Origin of the sequence: Pseudomonas sp. CCOS 191 (assembly GCF_001007005.1) — a bacterium.
GTDB lineage: Bacteria > Pseudomonadota > Gammaproteobacteria > Pseudomonadales > Pseudomonadaceae > Aquipseudomonas > Aquipseudomonas soli.
Genome location: NZ_LN847264.1, coordinates 1 through 15,056, shown reverse-complemented (window position 1 = coordinate 15,056; position 15,056 = coordinate 1). Strand labels below are relative to the sequence as shown.

Below are 15,056 nucleotides of genomic sequence, written 5' to 3'. Positions count from 1 at the left end.
GATTATTCTTGTTGTTCCACTGCCGGCAGCCGCTGACCGCGCTGCCGCTGTTGCACACACCCGGGTCAGGGCGTCGGTATCGCGTTGCTGTCGCTGAGGTTGGTCTGAGTGTTGGCCCCCTTGAGGATCAGTTGTGCCGCCTTTTCGGCAATCATCAATGTGGGTGAACAGGTATTGCCGGAGACTATCTGCGGCATGATCGAGGCATCCGCCACACGCAGGCCCGGAATGCCATGCACGCGCAGCTGGTTATCCACAACATCGAGCGCACCACTGCCCATGCGGCAGGTACCCACCGGGTGGAAGATGGTGGTGCCGATCTGACCGGCGGCCTGGTGCAGGTCTTCTTCGCTCTGCAGGGCAGGGCCTGGCAGGTACTCGCGGGGTTCGAAGGCGGCCAGGGCAGGGGCCTGGACGATGCGCCGGGTAAGGCGGATGGCGTCGGCGGCCACGCGCAGGTCCTCGGGGGCGCTGAGGTAGTTGGGGTCGATCAGCGGCGCGGCATTCATGTCCGTCGAGCGGATATCAACACGCCCACGGCTAGCCGGGCGCAGGTTGCATACCGACGCGGTAAAGGCCGGAAACCGGTGCAGCGGCTCGCCGAAGCGCTCCAGCGACAAGGGCTGGACGTGATACTGAAGATTAGCGGTCTCTTGCTCTGGGCTCGAACGGGCGAAGGCACCCAACTGACTCGGCGCCATGGCCAGTGGTCCACTGCGGTCGTATGCATAGCGCAGGCCCATGCCCAGCTTGCCCCACAGGCTGTTGGCCATCTGGTTGAGGGTGCGCGTGTTCTGGATCTGGTAGATCAACCGCAGTTGCAGATGGTCCTGCAAGTTGCCACCGACGCCAGGCATGTCGTGGCGCACGGCGATGCCCAACCCTTCGAGCAGTTTGCGTGGGCCGATCCCCGAGCGCTGCAGGATACCGGGTGAACCGACCGAACCTGCGCAGAGAATAATCTCGCGGCGTGCCGCGAACTCATGCCATGCACCTTGCCACAGCGCCCTTACAGCCCGGGCGCGGGTGTTGCCGAGCAACACCTGGTCGACCTGCACGCCGGTAAGCACGGTCAGGTTCGGGCGCTTGAGAATGGGCCTGAGAAATGCCTTGGCCGAGTTCCAGCGCACACCGCTGCGCTGGTTGACCTGAAAGTATCCACAGCCGGCGTTATCGCCTGTATTGAAGTCGTCGATCCTGGCGATGCCACTCTGTTCGGCCGCATCGCGAAAGGCATCGAGGATCGGCCAGCTGTAGCGCTGCTGCTCGACCCGCCACTCGCCGTCGGCGCCATGGCTGTCACTGGCACCGGCATAGTGGCTCTCGCTGGCCTTGAACAGCGGCAGCACATCCTTCCATGCCCAGCCCTCGTTGCCTTGCTCGGCCCAACGGTCGTAGTCGGCGGCCTGGCCGCGCATGTAGATCATGCCGTTGATGGATGAACAGCCACCCAGCACCTTGCCCCGTGGATAGCCCAGGGCACGCCCGTTCAGCCCAGGCTGGGCCTCGGTCTTCATGCACCAGTCGGTACGTGGATTGCCGATGCAGTAGAGGTAACCAACGGGGATATGAATCCAGGGATAGTTGTCACGGCCACCCGCCTCGAGCAGCAACACGCGGCAGGATGGATCGGCGGACAAGCGATTGGCCAGCAGGCAACCGGCGGGACCGGCACCCACGACCACATAGTCGTAGACAGAATCGGCTGATGGCATGTGCAACCTCGCGCCTGATTATTATTCTTGTCCCGATCCATCTTATTGATTAATTTCGCGGAGGAAACACGAGATTTCGCGCAGCCGTTGTGCGTTTTAGCACAGCGCCGGAGTCATGATCGGCGCAAATCCTGTAGGAGCGGCTTCAGCCGCGATGCAGCCTCCGCGGTGCTTGGCATCCGCTTCGCGGATGATCGCGGCTAAAGCCGCTCCTACAGTGAATCGTCGGCCAATGAACAGCCAAGGGATCAGCATGTTCGACTGGAACGATCTGCGGTTTTTCCTCGAGTTGCAGCGCAGCGGCCGCCTGCTTAGCGCCGCCAAGCGCCTCAACACCACCCACAGCACCGTGGCCCGGCATATCGAGAGCATCGAGAAGCACCTGGGTACCGCGCTGTTCGTCCAGCACGCCCAGGGTTATGAGCTCACCCCCTCGGGCCAGGCCCTGCTCAAGCATGCCGAAGCCATGGAGAACGTCGCCTTGCTGGCGCAGGAAGAGATCACCCAGGCCATCACGCCGCTGGGCAAGATCCGCCTTGGCGTGACCGAAGGCATCGGCATCATGTTCTTCACTCCGCGCATGAAGGCACTGTTCCAGCGTTACCCGGGGCTGGAGGTGGAACTGGTGGCGGTGCCGCGGTTCGTGAGTATCCTCAACCGCGAAGCCGAGATCAGCATCCACCTGGAACGACCCAACGCTGACCTGCTGATCACCCGCAAGCTCACCGACTACCGCCTGGCCCTGTACGCCAGCCAGGAATACCTGAATCAAGCGCCACCGCTCGACACACGTGAAGATCTGGCCCGGCACAACTGGATCGGTTATGTCGACGACCTGCTGTTCAGCCAGGAACTGCTGTTCCTCAACAGCTTCTGCCGAGCGCCCAACGTGGTGTTCCGCAGCACCAGCGTGATCGCCCAGCAACACGCCGCCCAGGCCGGGCTGGGTATCGCCGTGCTGCCCAACTATATGGCCCGCCACGATCCGAAGCTGGTACGCGTGCTGCCCGGCGAGACCATCCAGCGCAGCTACTGGATCTGCACTCGCCGCGAGCTGCACAAGTCGGTGCGCCTGCGCGTGGTGTGGGACTACCTGCTGGCGCTGTGCGCCGCCGAACAGGATGAGTTGCTAGCCGAGTAGCGCCTTGCCGGCGAGCAGCACGGCAGCGCCGCAGCCCACCACGGCGAACAGCTGCTGCAGGCGCGGGCCGGCAAGTTTGCTAGCCAACGGCCGCGCCAGCAGCAAGCCCAGCACCGCCCCTGCGGCGAACGGTGCGCCGACCCACCAATGCATCACACCCGCCACGCTGGCGCTGACCACACTGCCAGTGGACACCAGGGCGATCACCGCCAGCGAGGTGGCGACGATACTTTGCATGTTCAGGTTGGTGTAGCGGTTCAAGGCAGGAATGATCACGAAGCCGCCACCGACGCCCAACAGGCCAGACAGCAACCCCGAAAGCATTCCGGTAAACGCCAGCGCGCGGGCGCAGGGCAGGGTCCAGCGCAAACGCCCCTGCAACGGGTTGAGCACGCAAGGCATGATCTCCCGTTCACCGCAGGGTGACTCGCCACGCAGCTCACGTGCTGCCTTGCGCCAGATCCGCGAACAGGCGTACACCAGCACCCCGGCGAAGGCCAAGGCCAACGGTGTGTTGGGCACACGATGGGCAAGCATCAGGCCGAACGGCGCGCAGGCAATCCCGATCAGCGCGATGAACAAGGCCGCCCGGTAGCGCACCAGCCCCTGGCGAAGGCCGAGTACCGCACCGACTGCCGCCGCCAACCCCACGGCCAGCAAGCCGATCGGAGCCGCCTCGACCATGCTCAGCCCCAAGCCGAACACCAGCAGCGGCACCGCGAGGATGCCGCCACCGGCGCCGGTCAAAGCCAACACCGCACCAATGATCGCGCCAAGCCCGGCGCCCAGCAGTTGGTGCTCGATCACTGTTGCGCCTCGACCACCAGAGGTTGTGGCCGGGCCAGCCACTCGCGGCCCTTGAGCATGGCTTTCCAGTACAGCGGCGGCAGGATCTGCGCCTTGAGCAGCCAGGCCAGGCGGGTTGGCTTGCGGCCATCGAGCAGCCAACGCGGGAAGCTCGGTGCCAGCTTGCCGCCGTAGGTGAACTCGGCCAGGACGATCTTGCCGCGCTCCACCGTCAGCGGGCAGGAACCATAACCATCGTATTGCGCGAGGGTTGCGAGCCGACCAAGCGCCACCAGCACATTGTTGGCCACCACCGGTGCCTGCTTGCGGGCGGCGGCGGCGGTCTTGGCGTTGGTGGTGTTGGCCACGTCGCCCAGGGCATGGATATTGCCAAACTGGCGATGGCGCAAGGTGTGCGGGTCGACGTCCACCCAACCCGCCGCGTCGGCTAGTGGGCTCTGGCGGATGAAATCAGGCGCCACCTGGGGCGGAACCACATGCAGCATGTCGAAGGCTTCGACGCGGGTCTCGGTAGTGCCATCGGGGAGGGTGCGCACGAACGTAGCGCGCTTGTTCGCGCCATCCACCGCCGTTAGGCGATACTGATAGTTCAGGTCGACGCCGTACTTGTCGATGTAGCTCATCAGCGCCGGCACATAATCCGGCACACCGAACAGCACCGCGCCGGCATTGAAGAAGCTGGCCCTCACGTTGCCCAGGTGGCCGCTGCGCAGCCAGTGGTCACACGACAGGTACAGCGCCTTCTGCGGCGCCCCGGCGCACTTGATAGGCATCGGCGGCTGGGTGAAAAGGGCGCGCCCCTGCTTGACGTCCTGCACCAGTTGCCAGGTATAGGGTGCCAGGTCATAGCGGTAGTTGGAGGTGACGCCGTTGCGCCCGAGGGTCTCACTCAAGCCTTCGATGGCATTCCAATCGAGCTTCAAGCCCGGGCAGACCACCAGCTGTTCATAACTGACAGCGCGACCACCCTCGAGCAGCACCAGTTGGCCCTGGGGATCGAAGCCGTCCACCCGCGCCTTGATCCAGCGCACACCGCGGGGCAGGGTGGCGGCCATGGTCTGGGCGGTACTCGACGCCTTGAACACACCGGCACCGACCATGGTCCAGCCGGGCTGGTAGTAGTGCACATCGGCGGGGTCGATCAGGGCAATATCCAGCGAAGGATCACGGGCGATCAGGCTGGAGGCGGTGGCGATACCGGCGGCACCGGCGCCGATGATCACCACCTTGTGGTGGTCGGCACGGGAGGAATCGGCAGGGGGCAGGGCAGGCATGGCGGTGTTCCTTGGAAATCTCGTTATGGGTACGGCGTGACTTACAGCTTGTTCAGCGGGATCTTCAGATAGCTCACACCGTTTTCTTCAGGTTCGGGGAATTGCCCGCTGCGCATGTTGATCTGCACCGACGGCAAGATCAGCACGGGCATGTCGAGGGTCTTGTCACGCGCTTCGCGCATCTGCACGAAGCTGTCTTCGCTGACCCCTTGATGAATATGGATGTTGTCGGCGCGTTGCTCAGCCACGGTGGTGACGAAGCGCAGCTCACGGCCACCAGGCAGGTAGTCGTGGCACATGAACAGCCGGGTCTGGTCCGGGAAGGCGAGCAGGCGACGGATCGACTTGTACAGGGTTCTTGCGCTGGCGCCCGGGAAGTCGCAACGGGCGGTGCCATAGTCAGGAGTGAACAAGGTGTCGCCGACGAACACGGCGGTCTCACCCGCATCCTCGATCATATAGCTCATGCACGCCGGGGTATGCCCAGGGGTGTGCAGGGCACGGGCATGCAGGTTGCCAATGCGGAATCCTTCTTCATCTTCGAACAGAACGTCGAACTGGCTGCCGTCGCGAGCAAAGCCCGGCTCAGCGTTGAACAGGGTGCCGAAGACTTTCTGTACCTGAGTGATCTGCGCACCGATCGCGATGCTGCCGCCCAGCCGGGCCTTGAGGTAGGCCGCCGCGGACAGATGGTCGGCGTGCACATGGGTATCCAAGATCCATTGCACCTTGGCATCCAGCGCCTTGACGCGGGCGATCAGCTTGTCCGCCGAATCGGTGCAGGTACGCCCGGACTTGGGGTCGTAGTCCAGCACGCTGTCGATCAGCGCGCATTGCCGCGTCTCGCCATCCATGACCAGATAGCTGATGGTCCAGGTCGCCTTGTCGAAGAACTCTTCAACGTGAAGGTTGTTGCCGATGATCATTGCACTCTCCAGTTGTCCCAAGCCTCCTTGAAGGCATAGGCAGTGGGAGGTGCTTTATCAAGATGCATGCCAGCCTTTCAGATAGGCGCGTTGCCCCTGCAGGAACGGTCTCGTGCCGCGAAGGGCACGCAGCAGCCGTCATTTCAGCAACCCAAAGGTGACAGTTCCTGGCAGTCGACTGTCAGTCGATGGCAGTGTTTGGCAGTCCTTGCTACGCTCGCCAGGTCCTTCCTCTGGTGCTGTCATGCTAGCCGCTTCCCATCCCGCGATCATCGCGCTGGTGTCATACCTTGAACACGATGTGCTGCCCAGCATCGTGCTGGACACCGACTACAACATCCTCGCCGCCAACGCCGCCTACCGTCGCCAGTTCGGCAATGAGGAGCACGCGCCAATCGGCGATAAGTGCCATCGGGTTTCCCATCACTATGCCGTTCCCTGCGACCAGGCGGGTGAACACTGCCCGCTGCGCAAGTCGTTGGACAGCAAGGTGCCCGAGCGTGTGCTGCACATCCATCACACTCCGCGCGGGCCGGAACATGTGGATGTAGAGCTGCGTCCGATCCTCGACGACGAGGGCAGGGTGGTGGCGTTCGTCGAGCGGCTGACCAGCGTCACCCTGGCATCGGCGCAACCTCAACAACAGGGTCTGGTTGGCCGGGCTCCGTCCTTCAAGAGCGCCGTTTCCAGTCTGCAACGTGCCGCCCCCGCGCAGATCCCGGTCTTGCTCCAGGGTGAATCCGGGACGGGCAAGGAGCTGTTCGCCCGGGCCTTGCACCTGGGTAGCCCACGAGCCAATGGCCCCTTGGTGGTGGTGGACTGCACCGGGCTGACCGAGTCGCTGTTCGAAAGTGAACTGTTCGGTTATGAGAAGGGGGCTTTCACCGGCGCGACCCAGCGCAAGATCGGCCTGGCAGAAGCGGCTCACGGGGGAACCTTGTTCCTCGACGAGATCGGTGAGGTGCCGCTGGCCATGCAGGTGAAGTTGCTACGTCTGATCGAGTCCGGAAGCTTCCGTCCGGTCGGCAGCACGCGCACGGTCCATTCAGATTTCCGTCTGGTCTCCGCTACGCACAAGCCATTGAAAGAGATGGCGGCAGAAGGGACGTTCCGCGAAGACCTGTATTACCGCATCAGCGGATTCCCGATTCGCCTGCCGTCACTACGTGAGCGAGCCGAGGATTTGCCGCTGCTCTGTGAGAGCCTGCTGCAACGCATGGCCGGCAAGCACGCGCCCAAGATTACCGCCGAAGCCCTTGAGCGCCTCAACCTGCATACCTTCCCAGGCAACATTCGCGAGCTCAGGAACATCCTGGAACGGGCCCGGCTGTTTGCCGATGATGGTTTCATTCGTCCGGAACATCTACCCGAAGACATCCATCCAGTATCAGATCAGAGTCATTTCGGCCGTCGCGGACGCAATGAAATGGCCGAGCTGGCGCATGCCTTGGAGACTTTCAAAGGATCACGTAACGAGCTGGCAGCACATCTGGGCATGAGTGAGCGCACGCTGTATCGACGACTCAAAACCCTCGGGCTGTGAATGTTCCACGTGAAACATTCTGGCGCTAAACCGTCGTTGCACATAGTCCCATCTTGGGACTACACTGAAAATCATGAAGATCATCGCCATTAGCCAACTGAAATCCTTTTGGGAAATCCATCCGGACTGTGAACAGCCATTGCGCGCCTGGGTCGATGAAGCCCGGAAAGCTACATGGGTTAACCCGGATACGATCAAAACTCAGTACCGAAACGCGAGCATCCTGAAAAGCAGACGGGTCGTGTTCAATATCAAGGGCAATGACTACAGGCTAGTGGTAGCCATTGCCTATCAGTTTGGCGCTGTCTACATTAAATTTATTGGTACCCACAAGGCGTACGACAAGATCGACGCAAATACTGTGGAGATGGAGTGACCCAATATGAATATCCGCCCAATCCGTACCGACCATGAATACCGGGCAGCACTCAAGGAGCTCGCTCCACTGTTCGAGAATGAGCCTCAGCCTGGAACTGCCGAGGGTGACGCTTTTGAAGTGATGATCACCTTGATCGAAGCTTACGAAGCAAAGAATTTTCCGGTAGACCTGCCAGACCCGATAGAAGCCATCAAATTCCGAATGGAACAATCAGGCCTTACAGCAGCCGATCTTGTACCGGCCATTGGCAAGACGAATCGTGTCTATGAGGTACTGAATAGAAAGCGCTCGCTGACGCTCCCTATGATCTGGAAGCTGCACGATCTGTTCGGCATACCAGCTGAAAGCCTGATCAAACCAGTGAAAGCGGCTTGAAGCTGTTCATACAGATTGTGAACCGCACAAGAAAGCTACGCACACCTAAAGAAAAACCCCGGCACGAAGGCCGGGGTTTTCATTCACGGCACTTTGATGTGCCCAACGACAACTGATCAGAAGTCCAGGTTGGACACCGACAACGCGTTGCTTTCGATGAAGTCGCGACGTGGCTCGACCGCATCACCCATCAGGGTGTTGAACAGTTGGTCGGCGGCGATAGCGTCCTCGATGGTTACCTTGAGCATGCGGCGCACGGTCGGGTCCATAGTGGTTTCCCACAGCTGATCCGGGTTCATCTCACCCAGCCCTTTGTATCGCTGGATGGTGTGACGCTTGGTGCTCTCGTTCATCAGCCAGTCGAGGGCTTCCTTGAACTCGGTGACCGCCTTGCGACGCTCACCGCGCTGAACGTAGGCACCTTCGCCCAACAATGTACCGAGGTTTTCGCCGAGAGCGACGACGCTGCGGTAGTCATTGCTGCCGAAGAAATCACGGTTGAAGGTGACGTAGCTGGCCAAGCCGTGGGACGTGGTTTCCACCACTGGCAGCCAGATATTACGTTCCTTGTCCTCGTGCAAGTCAGCCTTGTAGGCCAAACCAGAACGCTGGCTGTTGTCCAGGCGCTGCTGGAACGCCTTGAGCCATTCATCCATCTGCGCCTTGTCAGCCAATTGCTCGACAGTAACTTTAGGCAGGTAGATGAAGTTCTCGGTCAGCTCTTCCGGATACAGGCGTGACAGACGCTTCAGCGTTTTCATCACACCGCGGAACTCGTTTACCAGTGCTTGTAGCTGGACACCAGATACTGCTGGCGCTGCTTCATCCAGGTGCAGGCTGGCATCTTCGAGGGCCGATTGGGTCATGTATTCTTCCATGGCCTCGTCGTCCTTGATGTACTGCTCCTGCTTGCCTTTCTTCACCTTGTACAGCGGTGGCTGGGCGATGTAGATGTAGCCGCGCTCGACCAGCTCCGGCAGCTGACGGAAGAAGAAGGTCAGCAGCAAGGTACGGATGTGCGAACCGTCGACGTCAGCATCGGTCATGATGATGATGTTGTGATAGCGCAGCTTGTCGATGTTGTACTCTTCGCGACCGATGCCACAGCCCAGTGCGGTGATCAGCGTGCCGACCTCCTGCGAGGAGATCATCTTGTCGAAGCGTGCCTTCTCGACGTTGAGGATCTTGCCCTTCAGCGGCAGGATCGCCTGGGTGCGACGGTTACGGCCTTGCTTGGCCGAACCACCCGCGGAGTCACCCTCCACCAGGTACAGTTCGGAAAGGGCAGGGTCCTTCTCCTGGCAGTCGGCCAGTTTGCCCGGCAGGCCAGCGATATCCAGGGCGCCTTTGCGACGAGTCATCTCACGCGCTTTACGCGCCGCTTCACGGGCACGTGCGGCATCGATCATCTTGCCGACCACGGCCTTGGCTTCGTTGGGGTTTTCCAACAGGAAGTCGGCGAAGTATTTGTTCATCTCCTGTTCCACGGCGGTCTTCACCTCCGAGGAAACCAGCTTGTCCTTGGTCTGCGAGCTGAACTTCGGATCCGGCACTTTGACCGAAATGATCGCGGTCAAGCCTTCACGGGCGTCGTCACCGGTGGTGGCAACCTTGTTCTTCTTCGCCAGGCCTTCCTGCTCGATGTAGCTGTTCAGGCTACGGGTAAGCGAGGAGCGGAAGCCGACCAGGTGGGTACCACCGTCGCGCTGGGGAATGTTGTTGGTGAAGCACAGCAGGTTTTCGTTGAAGCTGTCGTTCCACTGCAGGGCAATCTCAACACCCACGCCATCTTCACGCTGGACGTTGAAGTGGAAGACCTGGGAGTTGACCGGAGTCTTGTTGGTATTCAGGTACTCAACGAACGCACGCAGGCCACCCTCGTACTTGAAGAACTCTTCCTTGCCGCTGCGCTCATCCTTCAGCAGGATACCGACGCCGGAGTTCAGGAACGACAGCTCGCGGATACGCTTGGCGAGGATGTCCCAGCTGAAGTGAATGTTCTTGAAAGTTTCAGCCGAAGGCTTGAAGTGAATGTGGGTACCGGTGGTTTCGCTGTCACCCACCACAGCCATCGGCGCTTGGGGCACACCATGGACGTAGGTCTGTTCCCAGATCTTGCCGCTACGACGAACGGTGAGCACCAGCTGTTCAGACAGTGCGTTCACTACCGATACACCTACACCGTGCAGACCGCCGGACACCTTGTAGGAGTTATCATCGAACTTACCGCCGGCGTGCAGCACGGTCATGATGACCTCGGCCGCAGAAACGCCTTCTTCTTTATGCACATCGACCGGAATACCACGGCCGTTGTCACGGACGCTGATAGATTCGTCCGGGTGAATGATGACGGTGATGTCATCGCAGTGTCCGGCCAGGGCTTCGTCGATCGAGTTGTCGACCACCTCGAATACCATGTGGTGCAGGCCGCTGCCGTCATCGGTGTCGCCAATGTACATGCCGGGACGTTTGCGTACGGCATCCAGCCCTTTCAGCACTTTGATGCTGGAGGAGTCGTACGTTTGATTTTCGCTCATGCCTTCACTCCCGATGGTCGTGGGTCTGGGTGATACGGCCTTGTTCCACGTGGAACAAGGCAACTGGCGTTTCCGTTTGCCAGCCTTCCCTCAGAAATTCGTGGTCTACACAGGTAATGAACACCTGGCAGTTCAATTCTTCAAGCAAGCGGCACAGGGCGCGGCGGTGCTGCTCGTCCAGCTCGGACGGCAAGTCATCCACCAGATAAATACACTGACCGCGACGAACCTGGCTGACCAGGTGCCCCTGTGCAATGCGCAGGGCGCAGACCACCAACTTCTGCTGCCCACGCGAAAGAATGTCGGCCGCATTGTTCGCGCCCAATCTAAGGCGCAGATCAGCACGCTGTGGCCCGGCCTGGGTGTGGCCCATCTGCTGATCGCGGAGGAGAGAGGCGGCGAGAACTTCATTGAGTTCCCGGTCCTTGTCCCAGCCTCGGTAATAGCTCAGGGTCAGCCCGTCCAGTTCGACCAGTTCGCTCAGGGTCTGCTCGAAGACAGGCTTCAAGGCCTTGATATAGTTGCGACGGTATTCATCTATCTCCGCACTGGCGAGACATAACTCTCGATCCCAGGCGGCTTGCGAAACGGCGTCCAGTGTACCATGCCGCAGCCATGAGTTCCGCTGCCGCAGGGCCTTCTGCAGGCGCTGCCAGGTGGCCATGAAGCGGGGTTCCACGTGGAACACGCCCCAATCGAGGAACTGCCGGCGCACTTTGGGCGCACCTTCGAGCAGCCGGAAGCTGTCCGGATTGATCAACTGCAACGGCAGCATCTCTGCCAGTTGCGCGGCGCTGCGCGCGTTCTGTCCATCGATGCGAATGGTGAAATCCCCCTGGCGCTCCCGCGACACACCAAGGTTGCTCATACCGCCCTCAGCCAATTCGACCTGGCCGAACACCGTGCAGGTCGGCTGATCGTACTGGATCACCGGGTTTAACCGGGTGCTGCGGAACGAGCGCGCAAGACCGAGCAGGTGCACAGCTTCGAGCACGCTGGTCTTGCCGCTGCCGTTGGCGCCGTAAAGGATGTTGATGCGAGGGGAGGGTGTGAGGGTCACCGGGTGCAGGTTGCGCACCGCGGTGACCGAGAGACGTCGAAGGGACATGTCGCCTGCTACGGGGGTTACAGACGCATCGGCATGACAACGTAGGACGAGTCGTCATTGCCGGCTTCCTGCAACAGGGCGCTGCTGTTGGAGTCCGACAGAATCAGGCGCACCTGCTCCGTAGTCATGACACCCAGCACGTCCAGCAGGTAGCTGACGTTGAAACCGATCTCCAACGAGCTGCCGCTGTAGTCGACGCTGATTTCTTCTTCCGCCTCTTCCTGTTCTGGGTTGTTAGCCTGGATCTTCAGCTGGCCAGCGGCCAGTTGCAGGCGAATGCCGCGGTACTTCTCGTTGGACAGGATCGCGGTGCGGCTGAACGCTTCGCGCAGTGCCTGACGGTCGCCGATTACCAGCTTGTCGCCACCTTTAGGCAGAACGCGCTCGTAGTCCGGGAACTTGCCGTCCACCAGCTTGGAGGTGAAAGTGAATTCACCGGTGGTGGCACGAATGTGATGCTGGCCCAGAACGATGCTGACCATGCCCTCCGGGTCTGTCAGCAGGCGCGCCAGCTCCAGGATACCTTTGCGCGGCACGATGACCTGATGACGATCAGCTTGGTCGATCGGTGCCTGCATGGCGCACAGTGCCAGGCGATGGCCATCGGTGGCCACGGCACGCAGGGTGCCGGGGGATACTTCCAGCAGCATGCCGTTGAGGTAGTAGCGCACGTCCTGTTGGGCCATGGCGAAGCTGGTGCGCTCGATCAGGCGGCGCAGTTTGCTCTGCTCAAGCTGGCAAGTCAGCGAGCCTGGGCCTTCTTCCACGGTCGGGAAGTCATTGGCCGGCAAAGTGGAAAGGGTGAAACGGCTGCGGCCGGCCTTGACCAGCAACTTCTGCTCGTCGACCTTGATGTCGATCAGCACATCGCTGGGCAGGCTCTTGCAGATGTCCATCAGCTTGCGCGCCGGGACGGTGATCTCGCCCGGTTCAGCCGGTTCTTCCAGCTGTACGCGGCCAACCAGTTCGACTTCCAGGTCGGTACCGGTCAACGACAGCTGCTGGCCTTGCACGACCAGCAGGACGTTGGACAGAACCGGCAAGGTCTGGCGGCGCTCGACGACGCCTGCGACCAGTTGCAGGGGTTTCAACAGGGCTTCGCGTTGAATGGTGAAATGCATGGTCTAGTCCCTTGCCTTCAAATAGCTGCGCAGACGGCCATCAGGTCGTCAGTGTACGCAGCAGGTTCTTGTAGTCCTCGCGGATGTCCGCGTCGGATTCCTTCAATTCATTGATCTTGCGGCAGGCGTGCAGCACGGTGGTGTGGTCGCGGCCGCCGAACATGTCGCCGATCTCCGGCAGACTGTGGTTGGTCAACTCTTTCGACAACGCCATCGCCACCTGCCGTGGCCGCGCCACCGAGCGCGAGCGACGCTTGGACAACAGATCGGAGATCTTGATCTTGTAGTACTCGGCCACCGTGCGCTGGATGTTATCCACACTGACCAGCTTGTCCTGCAGCGCCAACAAGTCCTTGAGCGACTCGCGGATCAGCTCGATGGTGATGTCGCGGCCCATGAAGTGCGAGTGGGCAATCACCCGTTTCAGGGCGCCTTCCAGTTCCCGCACGTTGGAGCGGATGCGCTGGGCGATGAAGAAGGCGGCATCGTGCGGCAACTCGACCTTGGCCTGGTCGGCCTTCTTCATAAGGATGGCCACGCGGGTTTCCAGCTCCGGCGGCTCGACGGCGACCGTCAGCCCCCAGCCAAAACGCGACTTCAGGCGCTCTTCCAGGCCTTCGATTTCCTTCGGATAGCGGTCACTGGTGAGGATCACCTGCTGGCCGCCCTCGAGCAGGGCGTTGAAGGTGTGGAAAAACTCTTCCTGCGAGCGCTCCTTGCGGGCGAAGAACTGAATGTCATCGATCAACAGCGCATCGACCGAGCGGTAGAAACGCTTGAACTCGTTGATGGCGTTCAACTGCAGCGCCTTGACCATGTCGGCCACGAAGCGCTCGGAATGCAGGTAGACCACCTTGGCATTCGGATTTTTTTTCAGCAGGTGGTTACCCACAGCGTGCATCAAGTGGGTCTTACCCAGGCCCACGCCCCCATAAAGGAAGAGCGGGTTGTAACCATGCTTGGGGTTGTCGGCGACCTGCCAGGCCGCGGCACGGGCCAGCTGGTTGGATTTACCCTCGACGAAGGTCTCGAAGGTAAAGGTACGGTTCAGGTAGCTGGTGTGCTTCAAGGCACCTTCGACCTGCACCGTGCGCTGCTCGGTACGCCCGTTGACCTTCGGCGCCGTGGTGGTGTCGCTCATGCTGTCGAAGCTGTCGCGGCTCGAAGGCTCTTCGACCTCGGCGATCTGCGCAGGCTCAGCCACTGGAGCATTTGCATGCTGCACCGCAGCCACCGACGGCTGCGCCTGCGTCTGCTGCGCAAGGGTCGCGGCAACGGCAGCGCTGACAGGTGCGTTGGGGGCAGCACGCGCTGCGGAGCTGCGACGGCTACCGATCAACAAGGAAAGCGCAGGGGCAATGCCGCTGCCCTGTTCACCCAGCAGTTCGAGCAGGCGGCCAAGGTACTTCTCGTTGACCCAATCAAGCACGAAGCGGTTGGGCGCATAGACGCGCAACTCGTCGCCTTCGGCTTCGACCTGTAGCGGACGGATCCAGGTGTTGAATTGCTGGGCAGGCAGTTCATCGCGCAGAAGCTCCACGCACTGCTGCCAAAGTTCCACTGACACGGATATCCCCTGAGTTGAAAGCCGGATGAGGCAAAACAAACCGCCATTGTACCGGGCAGGCGGCCAGTTATCCACACGTGCTGGCGACCGCGATCACGGTAAAACTGCCAAAAATTGACGGTTACATCACTCAAGCGGTGTTGATAAGCCCTGTGGATAACGGCACCTGTGGGCTATGCACAACCCCGGACTGAGCTCTGTGGATAAAACCTCTGTGGATAAACACCGATTCAGCCCACAGGTTGTCCTCATGGCCCGCACAGACAGAGCACCCTTTACCGACAAGGTTGTGAAGCTCTGTACAGCTTGTAAAACGTGGCCTTGGTAGGCTTATCCACAGAAGGTTGTCCAGCTAAGATCTATAAGTTCTTCAAAAAAGCTTTTTATATGCCTCTTTGTTTTTTCTGTTTGCCTGCGTTTTGTCCACGCGGGCAAACGGTCATCATTCGAGGGAGATTCGATCTACCCTGATTCGACCTTCCATAAGGAATGGCTGGTTGGAAATTGACCTATTGCCTTGCTTTCTCTAGAATCGCCGATCTCTTAAAAAGGGGGCCCTTCCG

12 protein-coding genes are annotated in these 15,056 nt (G+C 60.6%); 4 read left to right on the top strand and 8 right to left on the bottom strand.

Translation table 11 applies throughout. The features are described 5' to 3' along the window. Positions 1–65: 65 nt before the first annotated feature. A complete protein-coding gene (locus tag CCOS191_RS00060; RefSeq protein ID WP_046853574.1) occupies positions 66–1,715 on the bottom strand; it encodes a GMC family oxidoreductase in 1,650 nt (549 codons plus the stop codon). Positions 1,716–1,968: 253 nt separating this feature from the next. Here CCOS191_RS00060 and CCOS191_RS00055 point away from each other — a divergent pair, with 253 nt between their 5' ends. Further along, positions 1,969–2,856: a LysR family transcriptional regulator gene (locus CCOS191_RS00055; RefSeq protein WP_046857656.1), complete on the top strand. Its 888-nt coding sequence runs from the start codon at positions 1,969–1,971 to the stop codon at positions 2,854–2,856. Here the strand turns inward: CCOS191_RS00055 and CCOS191_RS00050 are convergent. From CCOS191_RS00050 to CCOS191_RS00040, 3 genes are read right to left on the bottom strand one after another with little or no spacing between them, the layout of a single operon-like run. Beyond that, positions 2,845–3,663 (bottom strand): sulfite exporter TauE/SafE family protein, encoded by an 819-nt coding sequence (locus CCOS191_RS00050; RefSeq protein ID WP_046853573.1) that lies wholly within the window; start codon positions 3,661–3,663, stop codon positions 2,845–2,847. The two genes, CCOS191_RS00055 and CCOS191_RS00050, sit on opposite strands and share 12 nt — an antisense overlap. After that, positions 3,660–4,937 (bottom strand): NAD(P)/FAD-dependent oxidoreductase, encoded by a 1,278-nt coding sequence (locus CCOS191_RS00045; protein ID WP_046853572.1) that lies wholly within the window; start codon positions 4,935–4,937, stop codon positions 3,660–3,662. The genes CCOS191_RS00050 and CCOS191_RS00045 overlap by 4 nt, the downstream gene beginning before the upstream one ends. A 41-nt stretch (positions 4,938–4,978) precedes the next feature. Continuing rightward, positions 4,979–5,863: an MBL fold metallo-hydrolase gene (locus CCOS191_RS00040; protein WP_046853571.1), complete on the bottom strand. Its 885-nt coding sequence runs from the start codon at positions 5,861–5,863 to the stop codon at positions 4,979–4,981. A gap of 244 nt (positions 5,864–6,107) precedes the next feature. Between CCOS191_RS00040 and CCOS191_RS00035 the strand changes: the two genes are divergently transcribed. The 3 genes from CCOS191_RS00035 to CCOS191_RS00025 all read left to right on the top strand — a co-directional run bounded on the left by CCOS191_RS00035 (position 6,108) and on the right by CCOS191_RS00025 (position 8,160). Further along, positions 6,108–7,406, top strand: a complete 1,299-nt coding sequence (locus CCOS191_RS00035; RefSeq protein WP_046853570.1) for a sigma-54 interaction domain-containing protein — start codon at positions 6,108–6,110, stop codon at positions 7,404–7,406. 73 nt (positions 7,407–7,479) lie between these two features. Next, a complete protein-coding gene (locus CCOS191_RS00030; protein ID WP_046853569.1) occupies positions 7,480–7,782 on the top strand; it encodes a type II toxin-antitoxin system HigB family toxin in 303 nt (100 codons plus the stop codon). Positions 7,783–7,788: 6 nt separating this feature from the next. Next, complete coding sequence (locus CCOS191_RS00025; RefSeq protein WP_046853568.1) at positions 7,789–8,160, top strand: helix-turn-helix domain-containing protein; 372 nt, start codon at positions 7,789–7,791, stop codon at positions 8,158–8,160. 116 nt (positions 8,161–8,276) lie between these two features. On the opposite strand, the gene gyrB is transcribed toward CCOS191_RS00025, so the two are convergent. From gyrB to dnaA, 4 genes are read right to left on the bottom strand one after another with little or no spacing between them, the layout of a single operon-like run. Beyond that, positions 8,277–10,697: a DNA topoisomerase (ATP-hydrolyzing) subunit B gene (gene gyrB, locus CCOS191_RS00020; protein ID WP_046853567.1), complete on the bottom strand. Its 2,421-nt coding sequence runs from the start codon at positions 10,695–10,697 to the stop codon at positions 8,277–8,279. A 4-nt stretch (positions 10,698–10,701) separates the two neighbouring features. Next, complete coding sequence (gene recF, locus CCOS191_RS00015; protein ID WP_046853566.1) at positions 10,702–11,805, bottom strand: DNA replication/repair protein RecF; 1,104 nt, start codon at positions 11,803–11,805, stop codon at positions 10,702–10,704. 17 nt (positions 11,806–11,822) lie between these two features. Beyond that, a complete protein-coding gene (gene dnaN / locus CCOS191_RS00010; protein ID WP_046853565.1) occupies positions 11,823–12,926 on the bottom strand; it encodes a DNA polymerase III subunit beta in 1,104 nt (367 codons plus the stop codon). A gap of 40 nt (positions 12,927–12,966) precedes the next feature. Beyond that, positions 12,967–14,493, bottom strand: a complete 1,527-nt coding sequence (dnaA, locus tag CCOS191_RS00005) for a chromosomal replication initiator protein DnaA (RefSeq protein WP_046853564.1) — start codon at positions 14,491–14,493, stop codon at positions 12,967–12,969. Positions 14,494–15,056 lie beyond the last annotated feature (563 nt).

What these genes read in the sequence shown, in the direction of transcription:
- CCOS191_RS00060 (WP_046853574.1), bottom strand. Translation starts at nt 1,715, where the DNA reads ATGCCATCAGCCGATTCTGTCTACGACTATGTGGTCGTGGGTGCCGGT.
- CCOS191_RS00055 (WP_046857656.1), top strand. Translation starts at nt 1,969, where the DNA reads ATGTTCGACTGGAACGATCTGCGGTTTTTCCTCGAGTTGCAGCGCAGC.
- CCOS191_RS00045 (WP_046853572.1), bottom strand. Translation starts at nt 4,937, where the DNA reads ATGCCTGCCCTGCCCCCTGCCGATTCCTCCCGTGCCGACCACCACAAG.
- CCOS191_RS00040 (WP_046853571.1), bottom strand. Translation starts at nt 5,863, where the DNA reads ATGATCATCGGCAACAACCTTCACGTTGAAGAGTTCTTCGACAAGGCG.
- CCOS191_RS00035 (WP_046853570.1), top strand. Translation starts at nt 6,108, where the DNA reads ATGCTAGCCGCTTCCCATCCCGCGATCATCGCGCTGGTGTCATACCTT.
- CCOS191_RS00030 (WP_046853569.1), top strand. Translation starts at nt 7,480, where the DNA reads ATGAAGATCATCGCCATTAGCCAACTGAAATCCTTTTGGGAAATCCAT.
- CCOS191_RS00025 (WP_046853568.1), top strand. Translation starts at nt 7,789, where the DNA reads ATGAATATCCGCCCAATCCGTACCGACCATGAATACCGGGCAGCACTC.
- gyrB (WP_046853567.1), bottom strand. Translation starts at nt 10,697, where the DNA reads ATGAGCGAAAATCAAACGTACGACTCCTCCAGCATCAAAGTGCTGAAA.
- recF (WP_046853566.1), bottom strand. Translation starts at nt 11,805, where the DNA reads ATGTCCCTTCGACGTCTCTCGGTCACCGCGGTGCGCAACCTGCACCCG.
- dnaN (WP_046853565.1), bottom strand. Translation starts at nt 12,926, where the DNA reads ATGCATTTCACCATTCAACGCGAAGCCCTGTTGAAACCCCTGCAACTG.